A 4157-nucleotide genomic window follows, 5' to 3' on the forward strand; every position below is an offset into this window, starting at 1 on the left:
TCCCCAGCCCTCCCCCGCAAGCGGGAGAGGGGGCAGATCGCGCGGGCGGGCATGGCGCTTCAAAAAGCCCAAACAAAAGCGCGGGACGGATGGTCTCCGTCCCGCGCTTTTCTTGTCACCCGACCCCGCGATCAGGCGAATTCCTGCGCCACCTCGGCAAGAAAGCCGGACACATAGGGCGCGAACGAGCGCCAGCAGTCCACCCGGAAGCCAGAACCCAGCCGCACCACCACCACGTCGGCCTTGCCGAGCAGGGTGCGGGTGGCCGAGCCCTGCGGGAAGGCGGCGTCGGACAGATCCAGCGCGATGCCGGCGTTCAGCACGTCCGCCGCGTGAGGGCCGGTGACGGCGATGCCCACGTTGCGGTGGCCCACGGCCACCAGCGAGAAGAAGCGGCCGGTAAGCTCGCCCTCCAGCGCCGCCTGGGCGGCAGCGCCTTCGCCCTCGGGCATCACCAGCAGCCATTCATCGGGGCCGAGGCGGGCGGCGAAGCGCTCCGGCGTGCCGCGGGCGGTGTTGAGGGCGCCCGACAGGTCGAAGCCGCCGACGGTGCTGGAAAAGCCCTTGAGCCGCAGCACGAAGCGGTCGGCCGGGGGCAGGGGGGAGACGATGCCGCCTTTGCCTGCGGGCAGGATGGGGGTGCGGCGGGCGATGGTCGGGGTATCAAGCATGGAGCGCTCCTTGCGGCTGGACGCCGTTCACCCTTTTGCCTTCGGGATCGACGAACACCGGCGCGGTCACCTTCACCGCGGTGAAGCCGGTGGGGGTGGTGACATGCAGGGTCTGCCCCATCCGCGCCCGGCCGCCGGCAACCAGCGCCAGCGCGATGGGATGGCCAAGGCTGGGGCTGAGATAGGACGAGGTGACGTGCCCCAGCATGGTCATGGGCACGGCCTCACCCGGATCGGCGACAATCTGCGCCCCCTCGTCCAGCACCGTGCGGCCGTCGAGGCTGGCAAGGCCCACCAGTTGCTTGCGGTCGGCCAGCGCCATGTCCGGGCGCGCCAGCGAGCGCTTGCCCACGAAGTCGCGCTTCACCTTGGAGACCATGCCGGACAGGCCGAGGTCGTCCGGCGTCACCGTGCCGTCGGTCTCCTGGCCGACGATGATGAAGCCGCGTTCCGCGCGCAGCACGTGCATGGCCTCGGTGCCGTAGGGGGTGATGCCGAAGCGCTGGCCGTAGTCGTAGAGCGCCTCCCACACCGCGCGGGCATGGTCCGCCGGCACGTTGATCTCAAAGCCCAGCTCGCCGGTGAAGGACACGCGCATGAGCCGGGTCGGCACGCCGCAGATCTCCCCGACGCGCACCGCCATGTGGGGGAAGGCCTCCGGCGCCAGGTCGATGCCGGAGACGAAGGGCGCCAGCACGTCCCGCGCGCGGGGACCCTGCAGGGCGATCACCGCCCATTCCTCGGTGGTGGAGGTGGCGAAGACGTTGAGGTCCGGCCACTCGGTCTGGAGATAATCCTCCATGTGGGCGAGCACGCGGGGCGCGCCGCCGGTGGTGGTGGTCACATGGAACAGGTCGGGGGCGAGGCGCGCGACCACGCCGTCGTCGAAGATGAAGCCGTCTTCCTTCAGCATCAGCCCGTAGCGGCACTTGCCGGGTTCCAGCTTCAGCCAGGCATTGGGATAGATGCGGTTGAGGAATTCCGCCGCATCCGGCCCCTTCACCTCGATCTTGCCCAGCGTCGAGGCATCGAAGATGCCGACGCTTTCGCGCACCGCCCTGCACTCACGCGCCACCGCCGCATGCATGTCTTCCCCGGCCTTGGGGAAATACCAGGCGCGGCGCCACAGCGACACGTTCTCGAACCTGGCGCCGTGCTCCACCGCCCACTCATGCAGCGGGGCGGTGCGGATGGGGTCGAACAACTGCCCCCGCGCCGAGCCGATGATGGCGCCGAAGGTCACCGGCGTATAAGGCGGGCGGAAGGTGGTGGTGCCCACCTGCGGGATGGGCTTTTCCAGGATCTCCGACAACAGGCCCAGCGCCGCCATGTTGGAGGTCTTGCCCTGGTCGCTGGCCATGCCGTTGGTGGTGTAGCGCTTCACATGCTCCACGCTCTCGAAGCCCTCGCGCACGGCAAGGCGGATGTCCTTGGCCGTCACGTCATTCTGGAAGTCGAGGAAGGCGCGCACTTTCTTCGGGTCGTCGTCCGTGGGCAGCACCCGCGCCGGGGCAAAGCCCGTGGGGGTCGCGGGAGCTGCGGCGAACAGGCGGGAGACGCCCGCGCCCGCAGCCGCGCTGCCGGCGGCCCAGCCTTCGGCGAGGATGGCGGCAAGGTCGTAGGTGCCCTTGCAGGCGCCGGCGGACCGCTCCTTCTGCACCGGGGTGCCGGGCACGAAGGCGTCGATCTCCTCGCGGAAGACAAGCTTGCCGCGCGACTGGGAATAGAGGTGCACGGAGGGCGTCCAGCCGCCGGAGACGCCGGCGCAATCGCACGGCAGGGTGCGCCGCGCGCCGACGCCCTTGCCGTCGGTGAACTGCGCCACGATGAGGCCGGTGAGCCCCTTGCCGCCGGTGGAGCCCACCACCGTGTGGCCGGCGAGGATCTCGATGTCCGAGGCCAGCGCCTTCTCCGGCCCGATGGCGCCCGGGGGCCGGGTGTCCACGATGGTCACGTCGAGCCCTGCGGCCTTGGCATCCGCCGCGGCGGCATAGGCCGAGGCCCCGTTGGTGGCGAACACGATGCGCCGGCCCGGCGCCACGCCGTAGCGGTTGATGTAGGTGCGCACGCTTTCCGCCAGCATGATGCCGGGGCGGTCATTGTCGGCGAAGGAGAGCGGGCGCTCGTGGGCGCCGGTGGCGATCACCACCTCTTGCGGCCGCACCTGCCACAGCCGCTCGCGCGGCAGCTTGGGGTCCGGCTTTTCCAGATGGTCGGTGACGCGCTGCGTGAGCACCACGTGGTTGTGGTTGTAATAGCCGAAGGCCGTGGTGCGGGGCAGAAGGGTCACGTTGGCGCGGGCGGCCAGCGTCGCCAGAGCCTGCGCCACCCATTGCGCGGCGGACATGCCGTCGATGGTGGCGGTGCGCTCCGCCAGAAGGCTGCCGCCCATCTCCGCCTGCTCGTCGGCGAGGATCACGCGCTTGCCCGTCTCGGAGGCGGCGAGCGCGGCGGCGAGGCCGGCCGGCCCCGCGCCCACCACCAGCACGTCGCAATGGGCGTTGCGGTGCACGTAGCGGTCGGCGTCGGGCACGTCCGGCGCCACGCCGAGGCCGGCGGCAGCGCGGATCCTGGGCTCGTAGAGCTTGTCCCAGAACGCGCGCGGCCACATGAAGGTCTTGTAGTAGAAGCCGGCCACCAAGACTGGCGACAGCAGGTCGTTGACTGCTCCGATGTCGTGCTCCAGCGAGGGCCAGTGGTTCTGCGAGGACAGCTTCAGCCCGCCCACCGCCTCGATCACCGTGGCGCGGTTGTTGGGGTCGGCGCGGCCGGGGCCGCGATCCACCTTCAGCAGCGCGTTGGGCTCATCGGAGCCATGGGTGAGGATGCCGCGCGGGCGGTGATATTTGAACGAGCGGCCCACTAGGCGGATGCCGTTGGCAAGCAGCGCGGAAGCCACCGTATCGCCGGCAAAGCCGTCCACGGTCTTGCCGTTGAAGATGAAGGCCAGCGGCTTCGCGCGGTCCACGCGGCCGCCGGAGGGGAGGCGATTGGATTGGGCCATCTCATTTGCCTCCTTCGGCGGGAAGGGCAGGGCGCGGCTGGCCCATCTCGTAGCTCGCGAGGAAGGTGTCGCTCACCGTGTTGCGCAAGGCGTTGAACCAGCGGCCGCAGCCGTGGGAATGCAGCCAGCGCTCGGCGTGCACGCCCTTGGTGCTGGTGCGCACGAAGAGATACTCGGCCCACCGGGCGTCATCGAGGGCATTGGGATCGGCCGGGCGGGCGATATGGGCCTCGCCGCCGCAGTGGAATTCCACCTCGGGGCGCGGGCCGCAATAGGGGCAGGGGACGAGGAGCATGGTGCAGATCCTCCGGAGCGTTTTCAGCGAAAGTGGGCACCGGTTTTGCGTGAAGAAAACGCGGCAAGGACAAACCACTAGGGCGCAGGACGCGCCCTAGTGCGCCACCGCCGCCGCCGCTGCCTCGTCGATGAGGCGGCCGGTGCGGAAGCGGTCGAGGGTGAAGGGCTGTCTCTTATTCACAGCT

3 protein-coding genes are annotated in these 4157 nt (G+C 70.0%); all 3 read right to left on the bottom strand.

The window, feature by feature from the left end:
* Positions 1-131: 131 nt before the first annotated feature.
* The 3 genes from K9U41_RS22000 to K9U41_RS22010 are packed head-to-tail and all read right to left on the bottom strand — an operon-like array spanning position 132 to position 3970.
* Positions 132-671: a sarcosine oxidase subunit gamma gene (locus tag K9U41_RS22000; RefSeq protein ID WP_282642975.1), complete on the bottom strand. Its 540-nt coding sequence runs from the start codon at positions 669-671 to the stop codon at positions 132-134.
* Positions 664-3675, bottom strand: coding sequence for a sarcosine oxidase subunit alpha family protein (locus K9U41_RS22005; RefSeq protein ID WP_282642976.1), 3012 nt, complete (start codon positions 3673-3675; stop codon positions 664-666). The genes K9U41_RS22000 and K9U41_RS22005 overlap by 8 nt, the downstream gene beginning before the upstream one ends.
* Before the next feature lies 1 nt (position 3676).
* Entirely contained in the window at positions 3677-3970 is a 294-nt protein-coding gene (locus K9U41_RS22010; RefSeq protein ID WP_282642977.1) for a sarcosine oxidase subunit delta, read from the bottom strand.
* Positions 3971-4157 lie beyond the last annotated feature (187 nt).

The organism is Xanthobacter autotrophicus (genome assembly GCF_029991245.1).
Lineage (GTDB): Bacteria > Pseudomonadota > Alphaproteobacteria > Rhizobiales > Xanthobacteraceae > Xanthobacter > Xanthobacter autotrophicus_C.

Bases quoted from the DNA above. Each gene is read 5' to 3' on its own strand.
- K9U41_RS22005 (WP_282642976.1), bottom strand. From the start codon at position 3,675: ATGGCCCAATCCAATCGCCTCCCCTCCGGCGGCCGCGTGGACCGCGCG.
- K9U41_RS22010 (WP_282642977.1), bottom strand. From the start codon at position 3,970: ATGCTCCTCGTCCCCTGCCCCTATTGCGGCCCGCGCCCCGAGGTGGAA.
- K9U41_RS22000 (WP_282642975.1), bottom strand. From the start codon at position 671: ATGCTTGATACCCCGACCATCGCCCGCCGCACCCCCATCCTGCCCGCA.